Raw genomic sequence first — 26,913 nt, forward strand, 5'->3', positions numbered from 1 at the left:
CGACTTCCTGAGCCTCCGGGTGCACCAGGGCTACTTCCTCACCTAGACCTCGCTCTCCACGTTCGGCGAGAAGGACCACGTGGGCTCGGGCTGGAGCAGCAGCACTTGCTGCCCGTCGGGGCCGCGCGGGGCGCCGGTGATGAAGTACTTCCGCGTGTACTTCTCGCCGGTGAGTACCAGCAAATGCCGCGCTGGGCGGTAGCCCCGCCGGACGCCCAACGGAAGCGTCGGCCCATCCGCGCGGTGTCAGGGAGGAGTCAGGGCCCCTCCCACGTTCAGCGCAGACGGCGCTCCCCGGGCAATTGCCTGCTCCTCCGTAGTAACCTGATGGACGTCCTGGCACCGCTGCCAGGACATGCGCTCCAGCCGGAGCGGGCACCCTGGCCCGATTCTTCAGCGGACAGGTCAGTCAGGGCTGAGCACGGAGCAGTTCTTTCGCGCAACAGGAGACGACCGTGGGTATTTTCATCCCAGGAATGCCGTGCGGTATCTGTCGCAAGCCCATTGATGGAACGCCCGGCGCAGCGCTGCCGCATTTTGTAGTGAACCAGCGAGACCCGCTATTTGCTTTGTCCGATGGCCGATTCCATGCGGAGTGCTTCGCGGCACACCCGCTTCGTGAGGAGGCTCTTCGCAGAAGCGAGGAGCGGCATCGACTGGTGCGCGATTGTCCCGCAATCTGCGTCGCCTGCGGGGAGGAGATCCACGAAGATTGGTACAACACCGAGTTCTTGACGGACGACAAGTCCTCGCCACTGTACCCGTTCAACTATCTCCATTTTCATCGACAGCACCTTCGCACCTGGTCTCGCTTCGAGGAGTTTCAGCAACTGGTAGCGGAGTTCGAGCGGTCGGGGGCGTACGAAGGTCCCCCCATCATTGACCGATGAGGACCTCGTTGCCCCGCCACCTGGGCCTCCACTTCACGGCTGGGGCACGAAAAGCTGAACAGCCGCGACGGGCACGGTGCGCCCGTACATCTTCGTCGCCAATGGCCGCTACCCGCGGCTGATGACGACGATGGGGGCGTACCTCCAGGTCACCCTGTCCCATCCCGCCGACCAGCGGATGGCTCCTTTGTACTGGGACAGCAACAGCAGCATCTCCGTATGGACGCTCTCGTTCCCCTCGTTGCAGACCGTCACCGTCACCGGGAACGACGTGTACGGCGTCGCGGTGGGCGGAGCGCTGAGTGCCGTCCATGTGGCCTGACCGCCGAGCCTTCCGCGCCGGGTTGAGCCGGCGCGAGCTCGCGGGAAGGCCCTTTTACAAGACAAGGGAGGCATTGGTGCACAGAGGTGCGAGGGATTCGGCGCACGGGTCCTCGAAGGCGGTGGTCTCCACGGCGCCGCTGGCGCGCTCCACCTGCTGTTCTCCCCGGGAGTTGCGCCAGACGTCCGGGCGGAGCGCGGCGGGCAGCTCCAGCGCGCGTCGCCGCACGTGGCCGGAGAGGTCCAGCGCGAAGCTGGCGCGTCCTTCCGTGCACAGCCGCGCACCCGCGCCGAAGTGCGCCAACTCCACGCGGGCAGCGCAGTGAACATCCAGCGGTGGTCACTCCCCTGGCCCGACTGTCGCGTCCCTCATGCCGCGTCTGTCGGGAGCCGGGCAATGAGCAACCCTGGAAGGCGAGGGTGTGGAGGGAATCGGTAGACAGCGCCACCCGGGTCTTCCGCTCGCCCTTCGCACCCGTGCGGATGCCTGGGTTCTGCTCTCCACCGAGGAGCCACCCATGAGAGTCCAAGCTGCTTTCCCCCCGTTACTGCTTGCACTGCTGGCACCAGCAGCGTGGGCGCAGGTCCCCAACACGGCACGGGCCGACCAGGCGCGGCAGGTCCGCGTCGACGCCGCGGACTTCCAGCGCGCCCAGCCGCTGCCCGTCCCCGTCAACAACAACGACCAGAACGACTTCGGGCGCTGGGCCGTCTACTCCAAGGGCCTGCCGCACGACAGCCTGGGCGAGCCGGTGCCGGCGCCGTTCGACGCGCTGCTGGCCGCGCTGCTCACCGGCAACCCCGCGCAGCTGGAGGCGGTGGTGCTCGGAGGCGAGCGCCGCCTGGTCAACCCGCAGGCAGGCTTCTCCTTCACGCTGGAAGGTGCGGACCCGCAGGCCATCACCATGGGGCCCGCGCCCGACTTCACCAGTGACGAGGCCGCTTCGGAGATGGCCGAGCTGTACTGGATGGCCCTGAACCGCGACGTGCGCTTCGACCAGTACGGTGGCGACACCCGGACCGATGGGGCAGCCGCGAATATTGGCAACCTGCGCTTCTACCGCGGCGCCCGGCGAGGCACTGGCGCGGTGATAGCCCGGCTCATCTTCCGCGCGGACACGCCCGGCGCGCTGGAGGGCCCGTACGTCTCGCAATTCCTGCTCAAGACGCTCCCATACGGCGGTGGCCCGCTGGACACGACGACGGACATCAACCCGCCCCCGTCCGGCGTGGAGCCCACGGCCCACCAGCCCGTCGAGCAGCGCATCTGGACCCGCCTCGCCGGAGACGACCGCGTCACCGGCTACAACGAGTGGCTGGACATCCAGAATGGCAAGAGCCCGGTGGACCCCACCGACACGCTGGAGGACTTCGACCCGGTGCGCCGCTACATCCGCAGCGGGCGCGACCTGGCCGAGTGGGTGCACTTCGACTACCCGCTCCAGGCCAGCCTCAACGCGGCGCTCATCCTGGCGCGGCAGGGCGACTTCCTGCCGGATGGCCGGTACGACCCGGACCCCAAGTCCTCGCCTCGCGCGGAGGACGAGAACAACCCCTACCGCGTCTACCAGAAGCAGGAAGCCTTCGTGACGTTCGGCAACAGCGACGCGCAGTCGGTGACGACGCTGGTGACGAACACGGTGCTGCGCGCGCAATGGTTCCAGAAGTGGCAGGTGCACCGGCGGCTGCGCCCCGAGGAGTACGGCGGCCGAATCCACAACCGCCTCGTCAACGGGGTCAACTACCCGGTGGCCGCCGAGCTGCTGAGCTCACCGGTGCTGCCGGAGATCTTCCTGCGCAACGCGCAGAAGAATGCCGCGCGCAACCTGGGCCCGGGCACGTACCTGCTGCCGCAGACCTTCCCCGAGGGCAGCCCCCTCCACCCGGCCTATGCCTCCGGCCACTCCACGTACATCGGCGCGGGCGTCACGGTGCTCAAGGCCTTCTACGCGGACTTCCCCATCATCAACCCGCAGGTGCCCAATACCGAAGGCACGGCGCTGCTGCCGTACGCCGGGACGCTGACGATGTTCAACGAGCTGGACAAGCTGGCCTCCAACGTGGGCATGGCGCGGCTCTTCGCGGGCGTGCACTACCGCAGCGACCACGACAACGGGGTGCGTCTTGGCGAGCTGTACGCGCTGCGCACGCTCCAGGACTGGGCGCGGCTGTACCCGGAGCGGCTGCCGGACGGCACGCCCTTCCAGGGCTTCAAGGTGCGCACGCTCGGTGGCAACACGCTGACCGTCAATGCCACCAGCCCGGCGCTGCCCAATACGGTGAGCCGCGTGGAGGGCCTCATGCTCATCAACGCGGACACGGGGCAGCCCATCCCCGGGTATGCGCCCCTCTACAACCACGCCGTCATCGACCTGAGCGACCTGGCGGCGCAGGGCCATGCCAACTTCGCCGTGCGTGCCACCACCTATCCGCAAGCCGTGGGCAGCGTGCGCTTCGATTACTGGGACCAGGTCCGCGTCCGGAACACCTGGCCGTATGACCTTGTCAACGACGTGAATGACTCACAGTCGCTCAAGACCTTTCGGGGAAGCCTGACCCTGAAGGCCACGCCCTTCAGCGCAGCGGGCGCAGGCAACGTTGGAGGCGTGCCACTCTCCGTCGCCGTCGTCATCCAAGAGTAGCGGAAGACGCTGCGACTCATCGCGATTGAGCCGACGTTCAGCGTCTCGCGGGGCGGTGGGGGCCTACCGCCGTGGCCTGAGCCAAGATGGCGCACTCCGCTCCAATCTGGAGCGCGCGGGCTATCCAATCTGGACGGGAGCCCCCTCTTTTTCGAGCGTTTCCCGTCTGAAGGAGCACTGGCACACGGCTCGCACCGAGGTGACCTCTCACCGCTCGCGAATATTGCGCGAGCGGTAGAGCAACGGGCCGGAGACACCATGCACGTCATCAAAGCGAAACAATTTGTATCACTGTGGCTGCTCACACTCGTGGCGCTGAGCGCTGGCTGTGGTTCGGAGCAGGGCGGAGCGCAGTCCGGGTCGGCGCCCATGGGCGAAGCGCTGCAGGAGGTCATCGAGTGGACGGGCAACCTGCCTGCGGGCCGCTGGAACCACACCGCTACGCGGCTCGCGGACGGGAGGGTGCTCGTGGCCGGCGGTGAGACGTCGACCGGCGCGTACAGCTCGGCCTCTCTCTACAACCCGGCCACGGGCACCTGGACGGCCACGGGCTCCATGAGTGCCGCGCGCACCATGCACCGCGCCGTGCTGCTCGACGATGGCCGCGTCCTCGTCATGGGCGGCAACAACAGCTCCACCAACCACTCCAGCGCGGAAATCTACAACCCGGCCACGGGCACCTGGACGGCGACCGGCTCGCTCAACCAGCGCCGCCGCTACCACGCGGCCGTGAAGCTGAACAACGGCAAGGTGCTCGTCGTGGGCGGCCTCTACAACCTCAACGACACCTACCTCGCGTCGGCGGAGCTCTATGACCCCGCCACGGGCACGTGGACCTACGCGGGCTCGGGCTTGTCCGCCGCGCGGATGGGCGCCTCAACCATTCTGCTGCCGGATGGCCGGGTGGCGGTACTGGGCGGGCAGGCCTTCTCCGGCACCACGGATGTCTCCACCCGGGTGGAGCTGTTCGCCCCCGGGACGAACACCTTCAGCACGGCGGGCTCGCTCAACGCCAGCCGCCATCAGGCGGGCTTCGTGGGGCTTCCCGACGGACGCATCCTCGGAGCGGGCGGCTGGGGGACGCTGAGCTCCGCGGAAATCTACAACCCGGCGACGCAGACCTCCCAGACCATCAACCCGATGGCGCAGGGCCGCTCCGAATTCGCGCTGGTCTCCCTCGACTCCACGCGCATCCTCGCGGTGGGCGGCAGCGGCAGCTCCGGCATCAGCAACCTGTCCTCCGTCGAGACCTACGACATCGCCACCGACACCTGGAGCACCTTCGGCTCGATGCACACCGGGCGCAGCGCGCACTCCGCCACGCTGCTGACCGGCACGCCGCCGCGGGTCCTCGTGGCCGGAGGGGCCTCCTCCGGCTCTGCGCTGAACAGCGCGGAAATCATCAAGGACGGGCCGGACACGACACCTCCCACGTGCACGATGCTGTTCCCCTCCGCCGGGTCCACCATCAAGCAGAGCTACACCCTGGCCGTCAGCGCGTCCGACAACGTGAACGTCACCTCGGTGCAGCTCTATGTGGACGGCGCCCTCATCGGCACTGCCTCCCAGCCCTCTCCCACCTCGGACCCGACCTTCTACACGCTCTCCTGGAACACCGCGTCGGTGGCCAATGGCGCCCACACGGTGTCGGCCACCGCCCGGGATGCCGCGGGCCAGGCCACGTCCACGAGCGTGAGCATCACCGTGGACAACGACCTCACGCCGCCCACCGTCAGCCTCACCTCGCCCACGGCGGGGACCGTGCTGAGCCTGACGGCCACCCTGACGGCGACCGCGTCCGACAACGTGGGCGTGGCTCGCGTCGAGTTTTACCAGGGCACCACGTTGCTGGGCTCCGACGCCTACGCTCCCTACAGCCTGAGCTGGGACACGACGCTGGTGGCCAATGGCGCGTACACGCTCACCGCGAAGGCCATCGACACCACGGGCAACGTGACGGACTCCGCCAGCGTGGCCGTCACGGTGGCCAATGAAACGGTGCCCCCCACCGTCGCCATCACCGCGCCCGCCCCGGGCGCCGTGCTGCTCGGCACCGTCACGCTGACGGCGGCTGCGACGGACAACGTGGGTGTCACCCGCGTGGAGCTCTACCGGGGCAGCACCCTCATCGCGACGGACGCCTCCGCGCCATACAGCGTGACGTGGGACACGCGCACCGTGGCCAATGGCGCGTACACGCTCACCGCGAAGGCCTACGACGCGGCACGCAACACCACCACCTCCGCGGCCGTCAACGTCACGGTGAACAACGACTTCACCCCGCCCACCACCAGCGTCACCGCCCCCTTGGCCGGGGCCACGCTGAGCGGCGGCGTCACCGTGTCCGCGAGCGCGTCCGACAACGTGGCGGTGGCCAGGGTGGAGCTCTACCGGGGCGCCACGCTGCTGGGCTCGGACGACACCGCGCCGTACAGCGTGACGTGGGACACCACCACCGTCGCCAACGGGAGCTACACGCTGACGAGCAAGGCCTTCGACACCTCGGGCAATGCCACCACCTCCTCGGGCGTCACCGTGACGGTGACCAATGACCTCGTCCTCAACGGAGGTTTCGAGGGCTCTTCCAGTCCGTGGACGCTGAGCGGCCAGGCCTTCTGGATGACCAGCGGCTCCACGCCGCACGGCGGCACCGGCAACCTGGAGCTGGGTCGTGCCGCCGGGTTGTTTGGCGGCGCCGAGCAGTCCTTCTTCCTCCCGGCCGGCAGCGCGCCGACGCTGTCCTTCTGGCTGTACATCACCAGCAGCGAGACCACGACCGTCTTCCACAGTGACCGGCTCTTCGTGGAGCTCGTGGACACCTCGGGCTCGGTGATTGCGACGCTGGCGAGCCGCAGCAACCTCCACAAGGGAAGCGGCTACGTGCAGTACTCCTACAGCCTGGCCTCGTACGCGGGACGGACGGTGCGGCTGCGCTTCAGCACCTACCAGAGTGGCTCGCTCATCACCGTCTTCCGGGTGGATGACGTGTCGGTGAAGTAGCGCCCGTCATTGGGACGTCAGTACGGGCTGCCTGTCCGGTGTGTGTCGAACATTCACCGGCCGCGTGAGCCCTCCTGGGAGTGCGCCGGGACCCTGTCTGTCTTTGGTCCCGGCACACGGAAGGCGGGAGACTTCGCGCTGCGCGGAGCACTGGGGCTGGACCTGGATGGCGTGCGCGTGGATGACGGCCGCCGCTGGACCTGGGCCCGGGTCTGCTGCTGGGGCTGGAGCGCTGATCCCACCCCGCGAGGCCGGGCCGCCGTCCTGACGAGCCCCGGCCGCGCGGGGTGTCTCTCCGAGGACACACGACCCTCGAGCACACGGTGCCGCGCCCGATTGCACGGCGCACCTCCGCACAGCGTCGCGAGCCATCACGCAAGGGGCCCCCGGGTCCCCCCTCCAGGCGCGAACCTGCCTCCCTAGCCTCCGCCAGAACGAGCCCCCCGCGCTTGGCGGGCGGGCCTCACCCGAGGGGGACACATGATGCACCGAACGCGTTGGAAGCCATGGATGGCCGTACTGATGGCGGGTCTCACCGTGCTCGCACCGGGCTGCGATGACGATGACGACAACCCCCCGCCTCCGCCGGAGGAGCGGCCGCAACAGGGCGCGCGGCTGCGCGTCATCCACGCGTCTCCGGACGCTCCCGCTGTGGACATCTATGCGGCGGGCAGCACGACACCGCTGGTCACCAACGTGGCGTATGGCACCACGACGGCGTACCTCGACCTGGAGGCCGGCGACGTCGCGATGGACATCCGTCCCGCGGGCGCGCCGCCCGAAACCCCTCCGGTCTTCACCTCGGACACGCTCACTCTGACGCAGGGAGGGCAGGTGACGGTCATCGCCGCGGGCCTGCTGAATGAAGATGACACCGACGAGACGTTCCGCGTGCTGGCGCTGCGCGAGGACTTCGGAGAGGACCAGGCCGGACAGGCCCACGTGCGCATCGTCCATGCCTCGCCGGACGCGCCCACGGTGGGCATCGACCTGGGCAATGACGGCTCCGTGGAGGTGGACGACCTGGAGCGCTTCTCGGACACGGGCGAGACCGGCGTGCTCGTCCCGGCGGGCACGGCCCTGCAGGTGGGCATCACCGCCGGAGATGAGGATGAGTCGGTGACGGCCTTCACCGTGCCACCGCTGCCCGAGGGTGTGGAGGTCTTCGTGGTGGCCACCGGCCTGCTGGAGCGCAAGCCTCGCGAGGAGCAGGGCTTCGTCCTGGTGGCGGCGGGGCCGGAGGGCGGGCTGCCGCTCATTCGGCAGAACCCGGTGGTGTACGCGCTGCACGCGTCGCCGGACGCGCCGGAGGTGGACATCTTCGCGGGTGACACCGAGCTGGCCGATGAGCTGTCCTTCGGCGACCTGTCCGAGCCCATCCAGGTGCCGCCGGGGACGTACACGCTGGACTTCTTCGCCGCCGCGCCCGGAGGCAACCGCCCGTCCGGCGCTCCCGCCGCCAGCAGCGGCACGCCGGAGCTCGTCGCGGGCGAGCGCTACCTCGTGGTGGCCTCCGGCTTCCTCGCCCCCGAGAGCGGCGCGCCGGGCTTCACGCTGCTGCCCTTCGCGGAGGCCTTCGTGGAGGACCCCGCCTCCGCGAGGGTGCGGGTGGTGCACGCGGCTCCGGGCGCACCACCAGTGGACGCGGGCCCGGTGGGCGAGGACGGCACCGTGCCGGCCGGCGCGCCCGTGAGCAACCTGGCCTTCTCCCAGGCCACGCCGCCCGAGGGCCTGCCGCTTCCACCCGACACGGTGGACCTGGGCGTGGTGCCCGCAGGCGCCTCGGACCGCACGCCCATCGCCCAGTTCAGCCTGGACTCGACGCCCTTCATCGGCGACGGCGTGTTCGCGGTGGCCGCCGGCGTCCTGACGCCCTCCGGCAACAACCAGCCCGGCTTCCAGCTCCTCGTGGTGGACACCTCCGAGACGCCCTGGGAAGTCCAGCCGGTGCAGCCGCAGCCGTAGCTCCGGGCGGGGCGGCCCGCGAGGCCGCCCCGTCCACGCCATGTGCGGCGCGCTGTGTACGGCGTTGACACCCGGGCCGTGCGTCCGCGCAAGCGCGCGGAATCGGGCCCGGGCCTCGCTGGCAGGGCGCAGGTTCCACGGCGTCTTCGCTCCAGGCGCCAGACTGCGGCCACTTCTGCTCCCACAAGCAGGTGCGGAGGAGGCGAGCACGGGGCTCGAGGCAGCGGCCAGGAAGGAGCGGATGCCGCAGAGGACACCGCGAGTGGACTTTCACCGAGGTGCTCAGGAGAGCGTTCGACTTCGACGTGTTCGCCTGCGTGAGGTGTGGAGACAGGCTCGAGGCTCTTGGCGTACGTGAAGGGGCCCCCGAGGTGCGGGCGATTGGGGAGCACCTGGGCTTGCCCACGGCAGGTGCGAGGTGGGCCCCGGCACGAGGGCCATCCGAAGCCCCGGCCGCTACGGCACCTTGAGGGTCATCGTGGCTCACACCGATGGCCCGCACGCGGGAGGTGGGAGCCTGTGCCCCGGAGAGCTCGGCGGGCGACCGCCGCCGAGCTCCGCTCCCTGACAGCGATGGCTCAGTGCACGCGGGAGCGCGTGCGCCGCTGGAACCAGAGGACGCCGCCCAGCAGCAGGAGCCAGGTGCCCGGGCCGCTTCCGCCCGAAGCGCCCGTCGAGCACCCGAAGCCGCGAGCCTCTGCCTCCTCAGGTGCTGGCACGGAAACGGGCTTGCGCACCGTCACCTGGAAGGAGCACTCGGCCGTGAGGCCCGCCCCGTCCTTTGCCGTCACCGTCACGGGCGTGGTGCCCTGCGGGAAGAGGCTGCCGGGCGCGTGGCTGTACGTTACTTCCGGCGAGGCCGTCACCCCGTCGGTGGCCGTGGCGCTGAAGGTGACGGCCACGCCCTCGGCGTCACCGAGCACGGCCGTCAGGTCCGCGGGGCAGACGAGCGTGGGCGCCGTGGTGTCCCGCACGGTGATGGAGAAGGTGCAGGACGCGCCGTTGTCGGCGTCGTCTCGCGCCGTCACGGTGACGACCGTCGTACCTGCCGGGAAGCGGCTGCCGGAGGCGTGACTGGACGACACCGACGGCGCGCGGGTGACGGCGTCCAGCGGCTGGGCGAGCTCGAAGGCGACGGAGGCACCGTCGGCGCCCTCGGCCTCCACGGTGAGGTCCGCCGCGCAGCCCACGGCCGGGGCCGTGGTGTCGCGCACCGTCACCGAGAAGCCGCACGTGGAGCGGTTGCCCACCGCATCCGTCGCGGTGACGGTGACCGTCGTCACGCCCAGCGGGAACACCGTCCCGGAAGCCTGGCTGTAGTCCAGCGTCACCGGCGGATTCGTCGTCTCGGAGACCGTCGCGGGCGGGTAGCTGACCGTGGCGCCCGAGGCGCTGGTGGCCTCGACGGTGACGCTCGTGGGACACGTCACCTCCGGCTTCGCGGCGTCCCGCACGGTGACGTTGAAGCTGCACGTGCCCGTCCGCCCGCCCGAATCCGTCGCGGTGACGGTGACGGCCGTGGTGCCTGGCGGGAACAGCGACCCCGACGCGTGGCTGGAGGTGACCTGCGTCTCGCTGGCATCCGAGACAGTCGCGGCCGGGTAGCTCACGACGGCCCCCCTGCTGTCGGTGGCCTCGGCCGTGACATCCGCCGGGCAGCTCAGCGTGGGCGGCACGGTGTCCTCCACCGTCACGGTGAAGGAACACGAGGACGTGTTGCCGTATGCATCCGTCGCCGTGGCCGTCACGCGCGTCGTCCCCAGCGGGAACACCGTCTCCGAGGCCTGGCTGTAGACCAGCACGGGCCTGCCTGGCGTGTTGTCGCTGACGGTCGCCGCCGGATAGCTCACCTCGGAGCCCTCCGCGCTCTGGGCCTCCGCGCTCAGCGGGGCCGGACAGGTGACGGTGGGCGGCGTGGTGTCCGCAGGGAGGGTGAACCCCAGGCGCCACAGCTCGAAGCCGGTCGTGCCGTCGTTGGCGACGAAGTACAGCTCGCGCCCCTTGCGCGTGAGCAGTCGCGGGTTGGACGAGTAGGCCCCGGCAGCGATGTCCGCGAGGCGCTGCGTCCCCTCCTCGGTGCCGTCCGAAACCCAAGGCTCCATGCCCGAGCTGCCGTCCGAGGCGGTGAACACCACCAGCCCTTCCGGCTCCAGGGTGAGCATCGGCTCGTCCGCCATGCCTCCGACAGCGCCGGGGTGGAGGTCCTTCACGCGCCAGGTGCCCTCCCGCGTGCCGTCGCTCCGCCACAGCTCGTAGCCCGCCTGCCAGTCGAACGCCTGGAAGAACAGGACGCGGTTGGCCACCGTGAGCTGCCGCGGCTGGATGCCCGTCCCTTCCAGGGGAAGGTTCATCACCTCCCGGGTGCCGGCCTCCGTGCCATCACTGCGCCATAGCCCGCGGCCCGTGCCGGTCTGGGTGGCGGTGAAGTACAGCACGTCATCCATCACCACGAAGTCATCCGGGTGGCTGGAGCCCTCCGGGTGGATGTTCTTCACGAGCTGGGTGCCGGCGGTGGTGCCGTCACTCTTCCACAGCTCCATGTCGCTCATCCCGCTCGACGTACCGGGGAAGTAGAAGGCGCCGGACGTGACGGCGGAGGCGCGCTCGAAGAAGGGCTCGACGCCCCGGACGAGCACCGTTCCGTCCGTCGTTCCATCCGTCCCCCACAGGCCCACGGCGGCGGTGCCCGGGCCGCTCGAGGCCTCGAAGAAGGCGCGGTCCTGGAACCCGACGAAGCCCTGCTTCGAGGAGATGCTCCACCCGCTCGCGGCCCGGATGTCCTTGAGGAGCCCGGTCCCCTCGGGGGTGCCGTCACTCGTCCACGGCTCGTTGCCCGTCTGGCCGTCGTTCGCGACGAAGTAGAGCCGGCCCCCCACCCCCTTCAGGGCCGAGGGAGCGCCGGAGTTGTGGGTGCCCGGACGGATGTCCTTGAGGAGCCGGGTCCCCGCGCCGGAGCCATCGCTCGTCCACAGCTCCTGGCCGGCGAAGCTGGTGTGGGCCGAGAAGAACAGGGCGCCATTCAGCTCGACGAAGGGGCCGGGGGTGGAGCCCTGCAGGCCTGGAATGATGTCCAGGAGGGGCCGGGTTCCGGAGACACCCGTCACCCAGGGCTCACGGCCGAAATCCACCGTCTCCGCGGTGAAGTAGAGCTCATCACGGAACACCGTGAGGTCCCGCGGCTCCGAGTCGCTGGTCGCGACGTAGAGGTCGGCCAGCAGGGACGTGTTGGCGCTCGTGCCGTCGGTCCACCACGGCTCGATGCCCCAGGTGCCATCGTTCGCGGAGAAGTAGATGCGGGAGCCGACGGCGGCCATCCCCTCGGGGTCGGAGCTGCGCGCCCCCGGACTCACGTCCCTCACCTGCTGGATGACGCTGCCGTCGCTCCTCCACAGCTCGCGGCCCGAGGTGCCGTCGTCCGCGACGAAGTAGAGCATGCCGTTGAGGTGGGTCAGCTTCAGGGGCAGGGAGCCGCTCCAGCCCGGCCGGAGGTCGGCCACGCGCTGCGTGCCCGCCGTCGTGCCGTCGCTCTTCCAGAGCTCGGCGCCGGTGCTGTCCTCTTGCGCGGCGAAGTAGAGCGTCTTCCCCACGGCCACGAGCTCGTTCGGAAAGCTGCCCTTGACGCCGGGAAGGATGTCCTTCACCAGCCAGGCCGAGGTTCCATCGCTTGCCCACAGCTCCAGGCCGGCAGGGTCGCCACCGGTCTGGCCCGTCGACGGGAAGTAGACCTTCCCGTCCATCTCCGTGAGCGTCCCGATGATTTCGCCGTACGGGTCGCTCGGCTTCGGGTCATGGGCGAGCCGGGTGCCCTCCACGGTGCCGTCGCTGCTCCAGAGCGCGCGGCCGGCCGAGGGCTCGGTGCCGACGAAGAAGACCCGGTTGCCCACGCCGACCAGCGAGATGGGGCTTGCGTCCGCGGGGCCCGGGGCGAGGTCCACGGCGAGCACCGTGCCCGTGGAGGTGCCATCGCTCTTCCACAGCTCGCGGCCCGTGTCCGGCGTGGTGGCGGTGAAGAAGAGCTGGTTGCCCACGACGGTGAGCCACTCCGGGGCACCGCTGCCGGGGCCCGGGACGATGTCCTTCACGAGCACCGTGCCCGTGGAGGTGCCATCGGTCCGCCACAGCTCGACGCCCTGCCCGGCGCCGCCGCTCGTCGCGGAGAAATAGAGAAAGCCGTTGAAGAGCCTGAAGTGGCCGGGGTTGGAAGCGCCCGGGCCGGGGTGGATGTCCTTGAGGACCACGGTGCCCTCCGCGGTCCCGTCGGTCCGCCACAGCTCGCGCCCCCGGCTGTCGTCATGGGCGGTGAAGAGGACGAGCCCTCCCAGGCCGATGAGGTCGGCGGGGCCCGAGTTCTGGAGGCCGGGCCGGATGTCCCGGACGAGCCTGGTACCGGCCCTGGTGCCATCCGTCGACCAGAGCTCGCGCCCGCTGCCGGCCTCCTGCGCGGCGAAAAGGACCGACTTGCCCAGGGCGGTGAAACCGGACGGAGCGCTGCTGGTCGAGTTGAGGGACCGCGGGGCGGGCGGGTCCGCGACGAGCACGGGCCCCGTGACTTCGAGCGCGGAGGCGGACGTGCCGGGCGGGCTCTTGCGCTCCGGGGGCGCCGGCTCCGCGCAACCGCCCGCCAGGGCCAGCGTGAGGGCGAGCCAGAGCCGCCGCCGTTGGAAGTTCCCCAGGTGTTCCATGTCCCCTCGTACAGCGGATGCGCGGATGCCAGCCCGCTCGATGGCGGGCGGAGTGTACCCGGTGTCCCAGGGGCATGTCGTCCCGGCGACACGGCCGAGAGCCCGGCTGATGTCACTCAGCGACTGCCCGGCCTTCCACCGCGTCCAAATTTCGGCCCTCTGCTCCGCAGAAAAGCCCTGGCGCCTCTTCGGCATGCACAGCTCCTATCGACGGGCAGCTCCTGTTGCGTCGACCGATTGATGGAGTGGCCTCCAACAACGGCGTCATGTCCGGATCCGCCTTCTGCATCGCGCGCTGATACGCGGGGCGCGCGCCAATCCGCTGCAGATAGGCCAGGATGTTCGGCCATGGCGAGAGACTGTACGGCTTGAACAGCCGCATGGTGGTCAGCGAGAACACCATCATGATGTCCGCCGCCGTCAGCTCCGGACCCGCGAGATAGGGCGCCTCACCCAGACGCTTCTCCACTGTGGAGAAGACCAGGTTGAACCGCTCCTTCGCCGCCTGCAGCGGCGCGTTCTTCTCGGACGGATCGACGCGCTCCAGATACCTCACCTGCATGACGACCGGCTGCAAGGTCCCGTTGGCGAAGTGGAACCAGTAGAGATAGTCGGCGAATCCTGGCTGGCCGCGCTTCACCGCGAGCCGTCCGTTGCCATGGGTGGCAATCAGATATTCGGAAATTGCCCCGGATTCTCCGAGCACCAATTGCCCATCGGTGATGATTGGCGCCGTCCCCATCGGGTGCAGCGCCTTGTATTCCGGCGGCGCCAGCTTGTTGTCCTTTCGGCGCGCATACCGCTTCAGCTCATATTCGAGCTCGAGTTCTTCGCAAAGCCAGACAATCCGCTCCGACTGGGAGCGCCCGAGGTGATGCACGGTCAGCAGGTTGTTCGTCATGAGCTCAACGTACGGCTGCACGTCGCGGGATGCTTGCCTGTACCTCTCTGCTTCTTGCTCGTTCCTCTCGCCGGAGACAAAAGCGAGGGTGCTACGCTCGCCGCATGAACCTCGCGGATCTCGCCGAGCTCGCTGCGCGCCAGCTCCCTCGCCCGAATGGCCGCGAGAGCCAGTACGTGCGACCGCTGAAGAACCTCGGCATCCTCCGGCACCACCAGCCGACATCGTTCGAAGCCGCCATCTACGAGCCGGTCATCATCCTCGTCCTCCAGGGACGAAAAGAAACGGTACTGGGAGCCGATTCGTTTCCGATGGACGCTGGCGAGTGCCTGCTCGTCAGTCACGACCTGCCGGTCATCGCACGCGTCACGAAAGCTCCATACCTCGCGCTGCTCTTCGATGTGGAGCTGGACACGCTGCGAGACCTTTACGAGGCAATGGCCGAGTCGCTTCCCTCCGCCGCGCAGCCGCGCTCGCTCTCGGTCCAACCCTGCGATGCCAGGCTCGTCGACGCGCTCCATCGCTATCTCGCACTCGCGGGTGCGCGGATGGATGCGGCGGTGCTGGGGCCGCTCGTCTCGCGCGAGCTCCACTACCGGCTCGCGACGGCGCCGTTCGGCGGCATGCTGCGCGACCTGCTCCGCCATGACAGCCACGCCAGCGCGATCACACGAGCAATCGCACAGCTGCGGCGTGACTTTCGAGCGCCCGTAGAGATCCCCAAGCTCGCGCGCAGCGTCGGGATGAGCGCGTCTTCGTTCCACAAGCACTTCAAGGCAATCACGGCGTCATCACCGCTTCAGTATCGAAAGGGCCTGCAACTGCTCGAGGCCCGCCGCCTGTTGCGCGCCGGCACGCTCACGGTTTCCGCGGCGGCATTCGAAGTCGGCTACGAGAGCGCCGCACAGTTCAGCCGGGATTACACGCGCAAGTTCGGCGCATCGCCGAAACACGACCTCCCAGCAGGTTGAGCGCTGTTCCGGACCGTTCAGCAGGTCGTGCCCGAGATGCACGGCCTCTCTCCGGTCGTTTTTGTATAGCTGACAGGCCCCTGGTGGGAGGGCGTCCTGGCACGGCTCGGACGCGCATCTGGGGCCACATCGCCGGCACCTGCGCGACCCCTGCGTATTCTGCCAGCCGGACGGCCAGCCGCTCACCGCGAGCATGACGGAGCACCGGCTATCGCGGGCGGTGGGCCGGGCGGGCATCAGCCGCGAGCAGGGGCGCATCACCTGGCACGACCTGCGCCACACCTACGGCAGCCACCTCGCCAGGCGGGATGTCCCACTCGAGGTCATCCAGGAGCTGATGGGCCACGCCACCATCGAAATGACGATGCGCTACGCCCACCTCGCGTCGGAGGCCCGGGAGAGCGCGGTGCAGCAGCTCGACCGGCCGGTGCCCCTCCAGCTTCACGCCGCTCCGGCCTCCGACGCCGGAGGGGACACTGGGGTCACATCAGGAGGCTGAGAAAAAAGAAAAGCCCAGCAACCCCGGAGGATTGCTGGGCTCTCAATGGCGAGGAGTACGGGACTTGAACCCGTGGCCTCCGGCGTGACAGGCCGGCGTTCTAACCAACTGAACTAACTCCCCACAACCATGGGCGGAACAGGGATTGAACCTGTGACCCTCGCCTTGTAAGGGCGACGCTCTACCGCTGAGCTATCCGCCCCGAAGGCGTCCGCCGCGCTGCAACGAGGGGGGCTTTTATAGAGCGTGCTCCCCACTGTCAAGCATACGTTTTCGCGGCCCTGATCATTCCTCCGAGCCTCATTCGTAGAGTGAAGACGCCCGGACGGGCCGTGGCCTGACTGCCCGCCCAGAGGCCGACGCGACCAGGGTTTCGTCAGTCCCATGAGGGGGCAGAAGACGCGTGGGCGGAGCACTCCCAGGCTGAGCGGACTTCACTTCTAGCCATGGGCGCGAGGTGAGCATGGGTGGCCAGGTCCGTGGACGCATCAGCCCGTACCCCGAGCCTCCACGCGCACCGCCCCCGGCCCCTCCAGCCTCCGGCGGAGGTCCACCGTGGACACCGAGGGCGTCCCTTCCGGGCCCACGAGCGTGTGCCCATCCGCGGCGTACAGCGCCGGCCGCCGGAACAACATGCGCAGGGCGCGCAGGTGCGGATAGACGATGGACGCCTCCGGGTTGAGGACCCGGAGGTGCTCGCGCAGGAGCGGCGCGAACTTCGGGCTCATCGCCGGGAAGATGTGGTGCTCCTGGTGGTAGCTGAAGTTCCAGTGGATGAGGTCCATCACCGGGTGCGTGTCCACGCTGGCCGTGTTCACGAAGGGGTTGTCCACGCTCTCGGACGCCGGCTGCAGCCAGTGGTTGGTGGCGATGTAGACCATCAGCGTGATGTTGCCGAAGAGGTGCGGGAGGATGAGCGCGTAGAACGCCCCCTCCAGCCCCATGGCCCAGCCCAGCGCGCCCCAGCCCAGCGCGAGGAGCACGGTGAAGACCCGCTCCCGGAAGCGGTTCATGCGCACCTTCTCGAGCTGGGGCTGGCCGCTGTAGTGCCACAGGAAGGCCTGCCCCTGCGCCGTGAAGAAGAAGGTGAAGCTGATGTAGCTCAGCCACGTGCCCGAGCCCGGCGACAGCGCGTGGACCACGCGGGAGAACCACTGGGTCCGCCACTCGTGCTGGCGCGGGAGGATGTCCGGGTCCCTCACGTGGATGTTCGCGGCGCTGTGGTGCGCCTGGACATGCCACGCGCGCCACGTGCCGGGCGTCACCAGGAACGGGCTGAAGCCAACCCACCCGAGGACGTCCTCGAGCCCCCTGCTCCGGAACACCGAGTGGTGCAGCGCCTCGTGCGCGGCGAAGCCGACGGTGATGAGCATCTGCCCGAGCGCGAACGAGATGAGGAGGCAGGCCCACCAGGGCAGCCGCCCACTCGCCGCCGCCCACGCCATGGCCACCATCACCGGCACGAGGGCGAGCGCGATGAAGCCTCGCATCGGCTGGGGCTTGAAGGCCTCCGGAGGCATCGCACGCCGCAATTCGGTGCGGAGCTTCCGGAAGTCATCGACGGGAATCGAATCTGTCGAAGGAATGGAGGAGCTCATGGTTGCCTCACGCCATGGGGCGGGCCAGGCCGCCCTCGATGACCATCCGGAGCCGTCCCGCATCGTCGATGGCCGCGACGCTGCCGCATTGAACGAGGTCTCCCTCCACGCGAGGAGCGAGGGCCTTCAGGTTGAGCTGGAGCAGCCGCCCGCTCCCCTTCCCTTCCACCAGGCCCCGGTCGAACGTGGCCCGCTGCAGCTGAATGGGCGCGAACACGGCACCGGACACGCCGTCCGCGTGCATGGCGCTCAGCCGCCACGCCGCGTCCAGCGCGAGCGCGGGGACACTGCGCCCCGCCTGCTCCAGCGGAACACCGAGCTTCGCGAAGCGGGCCGTCCGCTCGAGCCTGATTTCCTCCAGGCAGTCGAACATCTTCCGCAGCTCGATGGGGGACCCGGCGGCGCAGTGCGGGTCCTGCACGGAGAGCCCGCCTCCCGACGACGTGGCCGCGTCCAGCTGCGGAGTGCCCCGGGGTGGCTCGGCCGTCAGGGTGAAGCGGGCCTCGGCGTAGACGAGGTCCTTTTCGAGCACCACTCCGGACGCATGGACGATGTCACCCGTCAGCTTGACCTGCACGCAGAGGCGCCTGGGCTCGTCGGCCACGGGGGTGCACTCGGCGCGCAGGGCCTGCCGTCCGCCGGGCCTGACGCGGATGAAGCGTGAGAACCGGACGTCCTCGATGGTGACGGTGCGCAGCTCCGGCCGTCCGTCACCGAGCGCCGCCTGGAGCATCAGGTCCAACGCCCAGGCCCCGGGCAGCGTCGGGGTTCCACGGACGAGGTGGTCTTCGAGGCAGGGGAGGTTCGCCGCGTCCACCACCAGCTCCCGCCGGGTGGGCCGGGCCGTGGGCAGCAGCTCCAGCCCGTAGAACGCGCGCTCGCTGTCGGTGAGCTGCACGTTGATGGGCTCGCGCGGCCGTCCGTCGACGAGCTGGAGGAAGAGGGCCTCCCCCTCCTCGGCGCGAATCCCGCGCAGCTGGCGGCTGGCGCCGAGCACCTTGTACTCGGAGCCGCGCGTCATCCCGATGCCGTCCCAGGCCAGCCAGCCCACACTGCACCAGCGGACCTCCTGGCTGGCGTCGCTCACCCAGGCGCAGAGCCGGTCCAGCGCCTCGTTGGCCGCCCCGTAGTCCGCCTGCCCGTCGTTGCCGATGAAGCTGAAGGCGGAGGTGAGGACATGGAAGGGCACCGGCCTCGCGAAGCGGCTCGCGCAGGCGTCGCGGAGGTTCCGCAGCCCGAGCAGCTTGGTGTCCAGGTTCGTCCGCAGCTCCGCGAGCCGCCGACGGTTGAGCTTCTTGGAGGTCTGCGTGCCGGCGCCGTGGACCACCAGGTCCAGCCGCCCGTGGACCTGGACGAGCTCCTGCATCACCCGCTCCACGTCCTCGGGACGGGTGACGTCCGCGGACCGGTAGAGCATCTGACCGGGCAGCCTCGCGAGTCCCTCCAGCGTGGCCCGCAGCTCGCGCGCGGCCAGGTATCGCTCGAAGCGCTTGCGCAATTCGGGCATCCGCGCGGTGCGGTTGCCAGCCAGCTCGGAGGCATAGAACTCCCGCTCCAGGCGCGGGAGGTCCTCATCGCGTGCCTGGAGCACCTGCTCGGGGGCCTCCGCCGGGTCGCTCCGGCCCACGAGGATGACCTTGCAGCCGAACCGCTTCAGGAGCGCTCCGGCGAGGACCGCCGTCACCCCTCTCCCGCCTCCCGTGAGCAGGACCACCGAGTGAGCGTCGAGCGTGGGCGCGGGCTCGGCCGTGACGTCCGTGGGTCGCAGCCGACGGACGCAGCGGCGCGGTCCGTCGAAGCAGACCTCGACCGACGGCCCCGCTTCCTCCTCGGAGCCGAGCTCGGTGGCGACGACTTCGAGTGCGGCCGTCAGAGAGAGCGGCGAGGTGGAGATGGCGCGGACATTGCGCGCGGGGACTTCGCGGCCGATGGACTTCAGCATCCCGGCGAACAAGCCCGTCACCGGGTGGAGCGTCCGGCGCGGCCCGACACCGCCGATGCACAGGCTCGCCAGCTCGACCTCGCCCGCCGCCAGTCGCTCGTAGACGCGCCGCGCGGCGAGGAAGAGCAGTTCCAGCGCCTCGTGCCGCAGGGCCGTGTCCGAGACCACCTCGGACTCGCCCGCGCCGGGCTCCAGCCAGCACACCGCGAGGATGACCTGCGGCTCGAAGCCGAGCGCTTCGAGGCCCGCCTCCGCCGTCTCCTCACGGGTGAGGTCGACGCGGTGGACGCGGCCCTCCTGTCCGGAGCCTCCGGCGCAGAGGATGCGGTACTCGGGTCCGCAGAGCGTGACGGCCTGCGACGCGAGCTCGCGGGCCAGGGCCTCATCCTGGGCGATGAACAGCACGCGCCGGCCCCGCAGGTGCGCGGTCCGCGTCAGCCGCGCGGGGCGCTCGACGAGCACCGGCGCGTGGTAGCGGATGGCCGCCGCATGGTCGAAGCCGCTCGACGCTTCGGAAGCAGCAGGCATGGACGCCGCGCCATCACGCGACGGCTCTGACGCATGGACTTCCTCCGGCTGGGAGACAGCGGCGCGGTCGCCCTCCACCGGCAACAGTTGGAGGTCGAGCCGGGTCCCCGTCGCGGCGTCCGGGTGGAAGCGCAGCGTGGTGGCGCGGCCCTCCCCGGCGGCCTGCACCGACCGGAGGACCTCCAGCCCCTCCCGTGCCGAGTGGGGCGGAAGCTCCAGGTGGGCTCCTCCGTGCTCCTGTGCGTCGACCGACATCCGGAGACGACACAGCGGCTTCAGACCCCGCCGCGACGCCGTCTCGGCGGTGGTGACCGCCAGCATCGCGCCCCCTTCGTCCGGCTGGGACGCGCCTGGCGCTTCACCCGGCCGGAGGACGTGCGTGCTCCCCACGAGCACCAACTCGAATCCGCTCTCCAGCACACCCCGCGCGGCCCGGAGCGCCGCGGCCAGCGAGGCGCCTCCCGCGTCCACCACGAAGTTGGGGCCCTTGAGGTCGAGCGCCCCCGCGATGCGGCCCGGCGTGACGTTGGGCATCATCCCCTGCAGCGTGTACGCGCCCGAGGGACGCAGGGAGTCCGTCACCACCTCGTGAAGACGGTCCGCCAGGGGCAGGACCGCGGCATGCTCCGGTGCGCGCCGGGCGAGCTCGCGCAGCTTGCGCCGCGTGGAGGAGGCCAGCACGCGCTGCGTGGCCTCCACGCCACGGCGGGTCTTCCCTTCGAGCCCGAGCACCAGGGCCGTGCCCGAGCGCAGCGTGTCGAAAGCGCCGAGCTTCTGGACGAGCGCGCTCGCGACGACGAGCCCGAGCGTCTGCGTCGCATCCATGTCCTCGGCGATGTCCGGCAACAGGCGGACCGACGAGGGGAGCCGGATGGCCCGTGGGTCGAAGCGCGCTCCCGTCTCCGCGGGCGCGCCCGGCACCGGAACGCCTCGCGCATCCGGGAACAACCCTTCCGCGGCCACCACCACCAGCTCGCTCATGGCGGCGGGACGGAGCCCCGCCTGGCGGGCGGGCGCACCGCCCCGGTACTCCTCGAGGACCAGGTGCGCATTCGTGCCGCCGAAGCCGAAACCGCTGGTCGCGGCTCGACGGGGGTGCGCACCGTTCTCCGGCCACGGCTGCTCGCGCGTGCTCACCTCGAAGTCCGGCCCGAGCGCGCGCAGCTCGGCTCCCGGCTGGTCGAAGTTGGACTGCTTCGGGAAGAGCCGGTGCTCCAGCGCCTTGCACAGCTTGATGACCGAGGCCGCCCCCGCCGCCCAGCCGACATGGCCAATCAGCGCCTTGACGCTGGCGAGCTGGAGGCCGCTCCGCTTGCCGCCGAACATCCGCGCAATGGACTTGAGCTCGGTGGCATCCCCGGCAGGCGTGGCCGTCCCGTGCGCCTCGAGGTACTGGATGCTCGTGGGCTCGACGTGGGCCGCCGCGTAGCACGCCTCCATCGCGGCCACCTGCCCCTCCGAGCGCGGGACGTTCGCCGAGCTGCTCCGCCCGTCACTGGAGAGCCCCGCCCCCCGGATGATGGCGTGCACATGAAGGCCGGCGGCGGCTGCGTCCGACAGGCGCATCAGGCCGACCACGCCCGCGCCCTCTCCGAAGATGACGCCATCCGCCCGCTCGTCGAAGGGCCGGCTCCCCTTCGCCGAGAGCCCTTTGAACTGGGAGAACAGACAGCTGTTCCCCGGACCTGGAGAGAAGACACCTCCCGCCAGGACGAGGTCCGCCTCGCCCGACTCCAGCGTCTTCATCCCCAGTGCGATGGCGTAGAGCGAGGACGCACAGGCCGCGTCGAGCAGCATCGTGGAGACACCGCGTCCCACCACATCCGTCACCACCGCCTGCAGCGTCGGGTGCGGCGCCAGGTCGGCGGAGCGGGCCTCGACTCCCAGCGCGTCCCGCGCCGCACGAGCCAGGACCGCGACGTCCGAGTGCCCCGCGCCCTTCGCGCGCAGCAGGGCCTCGCCGGCCTCCAGGCACAGCGCGGCGTCATACTCGGCCGACCCATCCGCGGTGGAGCCGAGCAGGCACTGGATGCGTCCCGCGGAATAGATGGACGTCGCCTCCAGGCCGCGCATGGCCTGCGCGAGCGCGATGGCCAGCAGCTTCTGCTCCCGCACATACCCCCGGAAGCGCTCCGGCTCGAGCCCGGCGGGTGCGACGAGGTCCGCGTCCCGCACCATTCCCGAGAGCAGCGTATACGTCCGGTCCGGCGTGCCCGCGGGGCCCGCGAAGTCCGTCACCAGCTCCGGGTGGAGCTGGCCCTGGTCGACGATGCCGCTGATGCCCTGACGGATGTTCTGCCAGTACGCCTCCGGGTCCTTCGCGCCGCCCGGGAGCATGCACCCCAGGGACACCACGGCAATCGCGGGCGTCTCACCGGGAGCAGCCTCGGACACCGTCGGCGGCGCTCCAGCGGGGAGCACGCCCGCGACAGTCGCCAGCTCGACAGGCGCGTCCTTCGGAAGGATTCGCTGGACGATGCGCGTCAGCCGCCCATCCGTCCCGCAGTCCACGAAGCGGGTGCAGCCCGCGCGAGACAGCGTCTCCACCGCGCCGAGGAAGTCGAACGGGCGCACCAGGTGCGAGGCGAGCGCATTCGCCAGCTCACCGTGCCCGCCCGTGTACATGCGCCCCTCGATGGGCGAGTAGAGGGGCTCCTGCGGCGGGCGCATGGGCACGCCCGCGAGCGCGGCGCGGAACGCCTCCGCCGCCGGCTTCAGGCCCCGGTGGTGGAAGGGGTAGCGGCTGGAGATGAAGGTGAACCCCTGCCCCCGTCCCTCCAGCAGCACACGGAGCCGCTCCAGCTCCGCGCGCGGGCCCGCGACCACGGTCTGTCGGGCGTGGTTTCGGCCAGCCAGCTCCAGGCTCCCCGCACCACTGTCCGCGATGGCCCGGGCCGTCTCCGCCTCGCCGAGCGCGACGGCCGCGAGCGTCCCGAAGTCATCCGGCACCGTGCGCAGCGCCCGGATGCGCTGGCAGACCACCTCGGCGCCCGTGCGCAGGTCCAGCGCCCCCGCCGCCGTCATCGCGGCGATTTCACCGAAGCTGTGCCCCACGAACACGTCCGGACGCACGCCCTGGCTCCGCAGCCACCGGGCACCGAGCACGCCGGACAGGAAGATGCCGAGCTGGTCGAGCTGGGGCGCGCGCTCGAGCGCCCGAGTGACGTCGTCGGCATCCCGGGCCGCGAGCAGCGGCGCCGCGTCGAGCCCGATGGCCTGGCTCGCGGCCGCGACGCCCGCGAGCTCGTCCCGCAGCTCCGGGTGCAGCGCCTTCAGCCGGACGAAGAGCTCGGGCTGGAACGTCCCCTGCCCCGCGAACAGGAAGGCGGTGGAGCCGGGCGGCAGTCGCGGCTCGCTCGCCGGCTTCGGCGAGAGCCCCGGCTCCATGTCCACCAGCTTCGAGGCACCGAGCGAGGCGGGGTCCGCCAGGAGCGTCCTCGCCAGCTGCCGGATGGGCTCCGAGAACAGCTCGTTGACGGCATTGCCCCCGAGCAGCGCGCGCTCCCGGAAGCTCCGCGCGGCCTCGGGCTCGTGGATGCTCGGCATCGCCTCGAAGCAGCGCCGGAAGGCGTCGGGGAACGCACGGAGGGCCCCCGCCCTGTCAGCGCACAGGACGGTCTGGTACCCGCAGGCCACCGGAGTGCCGTCGCTCTTCAGGGTCCGGAAGCAGAAGCGCACGGAGACCTCGCCCCGCTCCTCGACCGACGTCAGCACCACCAGCCTGTCTCCCAGCACCGCCGGAGCCAGGTTGCGCGAGTAGCCTTCGTAGGTGAGCAGCAGCACCTGCTCGAAGTCGCGCCGCAGCTCCGGCACGTCGAAGAAGTGCGGGCCGAAGAGCAGGTGCTCGCGGCCGGCACACTGGAACTTGAAGTTGGTGAGGAAGTGATGGCTCCCGTACGCCATCGTGTCGTCGAAGTGGATGTCGTACGGAACGGCGAAGAATCTCATGGCAGGGGCTCCAGTGGAGGAAGGCTCAGGAATCGAGGGCGAGGAGCGCCCGCACGTCGTGACCATTCGTGTGACGGTGACCCGGGTGTGACTCCTTCGCGGCCGCGTCCGGCAACAGCCCGTCCACCGTCCCCGAGAGCCCGGCATCCACCACCCAGATGGCCCCGTTCACCCGCTGCGTCTTCGCGCCCAACAACAGCTCCGTCACGTCCGCGACGTCGTCCGCGGTGCACAGCTGCCCGCCGGGCGTGGCCGCCTCCCAGCGCGCCACGCGCCCCGCCGCGTCGGGGAACATCCCGAGCAGCTCCCCGTGCACCGGCCCCGCGGACACGCAGTTGGTGCGGATGCCCTCGGGGGCCAGCTCCGCGGCCAGGTAGCGCGTGAGGGACTCGACGCCCGCCTTCACCACGCCCTGGCAGCCCAGGTCGTGCATGTAGCGCTGGGACATGGAGGTGGACATCGTGACGATGCTGCCGCCGCCCCGCCGGGCCATCAGCGGCCGCGCGCGCATGGCGCACTCGTAGGTGCCGGTGATGCAGGTCCGGAACGCCTTGTCCCAGTCACGTGGCGTAATCCGGTCGAACGGCCCGATGAGCCCGTTGGACGCGTTGCACACCAGGAAGTCGAGCCCGCCGAGCTGGTCCGCGATGGCGGCGAACATCCGCTCCAGGTGCTCCTCCTGGGCAACGGAGCCCCACAGGTGCAGCGCCTTGCCGCCCTCCGCGAGAATCTCCTGCGCGGTCCGCTCGCCCTCCTCCCGCGAGTGGAACGAGTTCACCACCACCGTCGCACCGGCCCGGGCGAGGCGCATGGCGATGACCTTGCCGATGCCCTTCCCCGAGCCCGTGACGAGGGCAATCTTCCCCGCGAAGGGAAGGACGGGCTGGAGCGTGGCGGGCGCCGGTGCGCGCGTCTCGCGCGGCGGTGCCACCGCCTGCGCCTGGGGCGCGGCCTGCGTGGCCCCCTGCGCCCGGGCGGCTTCGCAGATGGCCGCGAGGGTCCTCAGCCGCTGGGACGGCGTCGGCCCCTTCGCCAGGCCGAGCTCCTTGACGAGCACCGCCAGGACCTCCGCCTGCTTCACGGAGTCGATGCCGAGCTCGTCCTCCAGGTCCGCATCCAGCGTCAGCAGCTCCTCGGGATAGCGCGTCACCCGGGCGAACACGGCGCGCACCCGCGCCTCCAGGTCCGGCAGGGCCCGCGGGCCGGAAGCAGGCGTCGCGACAGGCGCGGGGGCCTGCACGACGGGCGTGGGTGCCTGCGCGGGAGACGAGCTCGCGAGCAACCCCGTCACCATCTCCGCAATCGCGCCGAGCGTCCGGGCCTTCCCTCCCCGGGGCAGCCGCTCCGGGGGAATGTTGAACTCACGCCCGACGACGGCGGCAATCTCGGCGAGCTTCACCGAGTCGATGCCGAGCTCGTCCTCGAGCTGTGCATCCGCCGTGAGGATGTCAATGGGATATCGGGTTACGGAAGCAGCACAGTGGCGAATCTGCTCCAGGACCTTCGCCGCCGCACCAGCGCTCTGCTGAAATGGATGTGAGGACATTTGTGCCTTCGTCGTCGTCGTTGTTCGAGCTGCGCGGTGATGAATGCACCAGGGGTCTGACACGCCCTGATTGAGCTGTTTTTCGACGTACGGAAGGCAGCCCTGTCAGGACACACGTGTGACAAATCAGCTCACGTGTGCGCGGCCATGGCGCGCGCGGTGGGCTTCCGCGTCGAATGAGACACGCTCGTGACTCCGGGACGGCCCTCGCGTGGGGGCGCGCGTCACAGACGCCACGGGCAATGACAGACATCCCGGGAGGGCGTGTGCCCACCGGGTATCGGACCTATCTCGAGGGTGACCGCGTGCCCGGACGTGCGGGCACGCGACTGCTCGTGCGACGACTACTTCTTCGCGGCCACCTGCTCGCGCAGGCGCTCCTCCGCCGCACGCAGCTCACCCGTCGGGTCGCTGGGGGCGAAGTCCTCCGCCTCGAACACCTGGCGCAGCTCGAGCATCTCGCCGCCGGTGGTGGGGCAGCGCTTCATCCACTCGATGGCTTCCTGCTTCGACTTCACCTGAATCATCCAGAAGCCGCCGACGATTTCCTTCGCCTCGCTGAAAGGGCCGTCGCTCACGGTGGGCTTGCCGCCCGCGGGGAAGCGGATGCGCGCGCCCTTGGCGGTGGGCTGAAGCCCCTCGCCGCCCAGGAGCACGCCCGCCTTCACCAGCTCCTCGTTGAACTTCCCCATCTCCGCCAGGATCTTCTCGTCGGGCAGGGCGCCAGTCTCGGCGGCGGGGCCCGGGTACATGATGACCATGAATCGCATCGTCGTCGCTCCTGTGGATTCGCGGCGGAAGTGCCACCCCGCCTTCTATCCATGCGTCGAACGAGCGCTGGCGAATTCGACACGGCATTTATTTTCCGTGGCGGTGCCGCCAACCACCTGAAATCCCTTGGGCCCAGCGCCTGCTCGCTCAGTCAGCCTCCACGCCGTGGCGCTGGTGCCACTGCGCGATGGACTCCTTGGGATAGCGCTTGAACTTCTTGTCCCCCTTGCTGGCGTGGACCGGGACCCAGCCGGGCTTGAACTCGAGCATGATGTGCACGAGCTCGGGCGGCACCGGCAGGGGCGTGTCGATGGCGGAGGCGAACGGGTGGATGAGCTCCGGCCACGTCGGGTCATAGAGCCAGAGCGCCGAGCCGCACCGCCCGCAGAAGTTGCGCTGGCCCGTGCTCTTGTGCGCCCGCTCGTCCTCCGGGTTCTTGATGCTGGCGCGGTACACCTTCAGGTGCTGCTTGCCGCGCACCTCGAGCGAGTCCGCGTCACCCGACAGGTTGATGGCGTAGCCCCCGCCGCCCTGCGTCTTGCGGCAGATGGAGCAGTAGCAACGCATGAACGGCTGGGGGTGCTTCGTCTCCACGGTGAAGCGCACCCCACGGCAGTGGCAGGAACCCTCGAGTTTCATGGGCGCACCTGAGCACGCCCGGGCCGCTCGCAGCCTGGACTTCGATGGCCACTGTCAGCGTCGCCACATA

15 protein-coding genes, 2 tRNA genes and 1 pseudogene are annotated in these 26,913 nt (G+C 70.1%); 7 read left to right on the forward strand and 11 right to left on the reverse strand.

The features are described 5' to 3' along the window. Positions 1–42: 42 nt before the first annotated feature. On the reverse strand, positions 43–183 hold the full coding sequence (locus ACX9TP_RS34985) for a hypothetical protein (protein ID WP_482974988.1): 141 nt from the start codon (positions 181–183) through the stop codon (positions 43–45). A gap of 272 nt (positions 184–455) precedes the next feature. On the opposite strand from ACX9TP_RS34985, the gene ACX9TP_RS34990 reads away from it, so the two are divergent. Both ACX9TP_RS34990 and ACX9TP_RS34995 read left to right on the forward strand, forming a co-directional pair. Further along, a complete protein-coding gene (locus tag ACX9TP_RS34990; RefSeq protein WP_482974989.1) occupies positions 456–890 on the forward strand; it encodes a hypothetical protein in 435 nt (144 codons plus the stop codon). A 76-nt stretch (positions 891–966) separates the two neighbouring features. Further along, complete coding sequence (locus tag ACX9TP_RS34995) at positions 967–1,212, forward strand: hypothetical protein (RefSeq protein WP_482974990.1); 246 nt, start codon at positions 967–969, stop codon at positions 1,210–1,212. Positions 1,213–1,266: 54 nt separating this feature from the next. Here ACX9TP_RS34995 and ACX9TP_RS35000 read toward each other — a convergent pair whose 3' ends face one another. Next, the gene (locus ACX9TP_RS35000; protein WP_482974991.1) at positions 1,267–1,521 is read right to left on the reverse strand and encodes a hypothetical protein; all 255 of its coding nucleotides are present in this window, start codon (positions 1,519–1,521) and stop codon (positions 1,267–1,269) included. A gap of 208 nt (positions 1,522–1,729) precedes the next feature. Between ACX9TP_RS35000 and ACX9TP_RS35005 the strand changes: the two genes are divergently transcribed. From ACX9TP_RS35005 to ACX9TP_RS35015, 3 genes are all read left to right on the forward strand, one after another. Continuing rightward, on the forward strand, positions 1,730–3,853 hold the full coding sequence (locus tag ACX9TP_RS35005; RefSeq protein ID WP_482974992.1) for a phosphatase PAP2 family protein: 2,124 nt from the start codon (positions 1,730–1,732) through the stop codon (positions 3,851–3,853). 258 nt (positions 3,854–4,111) lie between these two features. Next, complete coding sequence (locus ACX9TP_RS35010) at positions 4,112–6,853, forward strand: Ig-like domain-containing protein (protein ID WP_482974993.1); 2,742 nt, start codon at positions 4,112–4,114, stop codon at positions 6,851–6,853. A gap of 510 nt (positions 6,854–7,363) precedes the next feature. Beyond that, complete coding sequence (locus ACX9TP_RS35015) at positions 7,364–8,818, forward strand: DUF4397 domain-containing protein (protein ID WP_482974994.1); 1,455 nt, start codon at positions 7,364–7,366, stop codon at positions 8,816–8,818. A gap of 578 nt (positions 8,819–9,396) precedes the next feature. Here ACX9TP_RS35015 and ACX9TP_RS35020 read toward each other — a convergent pair. Together ACX9TP_RS35020 and ACX9TP_RS35025 are read right to left on the reverse strand one after the other, a co-directional pair. Further along, complete coding sequence (locus ACX9TP_RS35020) at positions 9,397–13,500, reverse strand: ELWxxDGT repeat protein (RefSeq protein ID WP_482974995.1); 4,104 nt, start codon at positions 13,498–13,500, stop codon at positions 9,397–9,399. A 112-nt stretch (positions 13,501–13,612) separates the two neighbouring features. Beyond that, positions 13,613–14,401 (reverse strand): glutathione binding-like protein, encoded by a 789-nt coding sequence (locus tag ACX9TP_RS35025; RefSeq protein WP_482974996.1) that lies wholly within the window; start codon positions 14,399–14,401, stop codon positions 13,613–13,615. A 104-nt stretch (positions 14,402–14,505) separates the two neighbouring features. On the opposite strand from ACX9TP_RS35025, the gene ACX9TP_RS35030 reads away from it, so the two are divergent. After that, positions 14,506–15,372 carry an AraC family transcriptional regulator gene (locus ACX9TP_RS35030; RefSeq protein WP_482974997.1) on the forward strand — a complete coding sequence of 289 codons (867 nt, stop codon included), beginning with the start codon at positions 14,506–14,508 and terminating at the stop codon, positions 15,370–15,372. A gap of 133 nt (positions 15,373–15,505) precedes the next feature. Next, positions 15,506–15,871 (forward strand): annotated as a pseudogene (locus ACX9TP_RS35035) (tyrosine-type recombinase/integrase); the annotation flags it as partial. A gap of 46 nt (positions 15,872–15,917) precedes the next feature. On the opposite strand, the gene ACX9TP_RS35040 reads toward ACX9TP_RS35035, so the two are convergent. From ACX9TP_RS35040 to ACX9TP_RS35070, 7 genes are all read right to left on the reverse strand, one after another. Then, positions 15,918–15,994: transfer RNA gene (locus ACX9TP_RS35040), tRNA-Asp, on the reverse strand. Between the two features lie 7 nt (positions 15,995–16,001). Further along, positions 16,002–16,073: transfer RNA gene (locus ACX9TP_RS35045), tRNA-Val, on the reverse strand. Between the two features lie 286 nt (positions 16,074–16,359). Next, positions 16,360–17,469, reverse strand: coding sequence for a fatty acid desaturase family protein (locus ACX9TP_RS35050; RefSeq protein WP_482974998.1), 1,110 nt, complete (start codon positions 17,467–17,469; stop codon positions 16,360–16,362). Between the two features lie 7 nt (positions 17,470–17,476). Further along, the gene (locus tag ACX9TP_RS35055) at positions 17,477–23,887 is read right to left on the reverse strand and encodes an SDR family NAD(P)-dependent oxidoreductase (RefSeq protein ID WP_482974999.1); all 6,411 of its coding nucleotides are present in this window, start codon (positions 23,885–23,887) and stop codon (positions 17,477–17,479) included. A 25-nt stretch (positions 23,888–23,912) separates the two neighbouring features. Continuing rightward, positions 23,913–25,433: an SDR family oxidoreductase gene (locus ACX9TP_RS35060; protein WP_482975000.1), complete on the reverse strand. Its 1,521-nt coding sequence runs from the start codon at positions 25,431–25,433 to the stop codon at positions 23,913–23,915. Positions 25,434–25,777: 344 nt separating this feature from the next. Beyond that, positions 25,778–26,203, reverse strand: a complete 426-nt coding sequence (locus ACX9TP_RS35065; protein WP_482975001.1) for a YciI family protein — start codon at positions 26,201–26,203, stop codon at positions 25,778–25,780. Between the two features lie 148 nt (positions 26,204–26,351). Then, positions 26,352–26,843 carry a GFA family protein gene (locus ACX9TP_RS35070; protein WP_482975002.1) on the reverse strand — a complete coding sequence of 164 codons (492 nt, stop codon included), beginning with the start codon at positions 26,841–26,843 and terminating at the stop codon, positions 26,352–26,354. Between the last annotated feature and the right edge of the window lie 70 nt (positions 26,844–26,913).

Source organism: Pyxidicoccus sp. M15 (assembly GCF_056858435.1).

Coding starts and splice junctions, on each gene's coding strand:
- ACX9TP_RS35005 (WP_482974992.1), top strand. CDS start 1,730: ATGAGAGTCCAAGCTGCTTTCCCCCCGTTACTGCTTGCACTGCTGGCA.
- ACX9TP_RS35010 (WP_482974993.1), top strand. CDS start 4,112: ATGCACGTCATCAAAGCGAAACAATTTGTATCACTGTGGCTGCTCACA.
- ACX9TP_RS35015 (WP_482974994.1), top strand. CDS start 7,364: ATGGCCGTACTGATGGCGGGTCTCACCGTGCTCGCACCGGGCTGCGAT.
- ACX9TP_RS35020 (WP_482974995.1), bottom strand. CDS start 13,500: ATGGAACACCTGGGGAACTTCCAACGGCGGCGGCTCTGGCTCGCCCTC.
- ACX9TP_RS35025 (WP_482974996.1), bottom strand. CDS start 14,401: ATGACGAACAACCTGCTGACCGTGCATCACCTCGGGCGCTCCCAGTCG.
- ACX9TP_RS35030 (WP_482974997.1), top strand. CDS start 14,506: ATGAACCTCGCGGATCTCGCCGAGCTCGCTGCGCGCCAGCTCCCTCGC.
- ACX9TP_RS35050 (WP_482974998.1), bottom strand. CDS start 17,469: ATGAGCTCCTCCATTCCTTCGACAGATTCGATTCCCGTCGATGACTTC.
- ACX9TP_RS35055 (WP_482974999.1), bottom strand. CDS start 23,887: ATGAGATTCTTCGCCGTTCCGTACGACATCCACTTCGACGACACGATG.
- ACX9TP_RS35060 (WP_482975000.1), bottom strand. CDS start 25,433: ATGTCCTCACATCCATTTCAGCAGAGCGCTGGTGCGGCGGCGAAGGTC.
- ACX9TP_RS35065 (WP_482975001.1), bottom strand. CDS start 26,203: ATGCGATTCATGGTCATCATGTACCCGGGCCCCGCCGCCGAGACTGGC.
- ACX9TP_RS35070 (WP_482975002.1), bottom strand. CDS start 26,843: ATGAAACTCGAGGGTTCCTGCCACTGCCGTGGGGTGCGCTTCACCGTG.